Annotated in this window: 1 pseudogene; it reads right to left on the bottom strand. The window is 61.1% G+C overall.

The annotated features are described in order from the left end of the window. Positions 1-687, bottom strand: a pseudogene (locus AC1DWQ_RS23040) (type IV secretion protein Rhs); the annotation flags it as partial.

Genomic DNA, 687 nt, shown 5'->3' with positions numbered 1-687 from the left:
TGCACCACGGTGGCGACGCCGGTGCTGTCCTGCGTCTGGTTCAGCCGGTTGCTGGTGCTGGCAATGGTGTTGGGGTAGCTCGTGCCGCCAACGACTTTGGCCGTGCGGTTGCCCGTGGCGTCATAGCTGTACTGGATCGCACTGCTGCCCAAGGTGGCGCTGATCAGTCGGTTCAGGTTGTCATAACCAAAGCTCTGGTCCAGTGCGGGCACCGGGACTCCGTTGCTGGTGTGGGTGTAGCCGGTGATGCGTCCCGCTGTGTCACGAAGAATGGTTCGGCGAATCCCAGTTGTTGTTGGATCACCCAGGTTGTACGCGCTGATCTGGCCGTTGGCATCATAGGCAATCGCCTGAGTCTTGCTGCTGGCCCAGCTCCAGCCAGTCAGTTTGCTTTCAGCATTGGTGGTGATTCCACTCAGCAGCGGCAGGGTGGTGCCAGTGTTGGTGCCCACGCCATTGGCGTTGGGCGGATTGACCGTGACGGCATTGACCACGCCCTGGGCATCGTAGCTGTAGTTGACCTTTGTTCCGCTGGGGTAGGTGATTGCCGTGAGTTTGTCCAACGCACTTCCGCTATCGCCCCAGCTGTAGCCGACGGTGAAGGTCTTGCCGCCTATGGTCTGGGTCTTGCCTGTCTTGCGGCCCAGGCTGTCGTAGCTGTAGACGGTCTGGCCGGAGGCGTCGGTG

The organism is Polaromonas sp. P2_G11 (genome assembly GCF_056403595.1).
The sequence above is the reverse complement of the archived record's forward strand: the minus strand, read 5'-3'. Positions and strand labels throughout refer to the sequence as shown.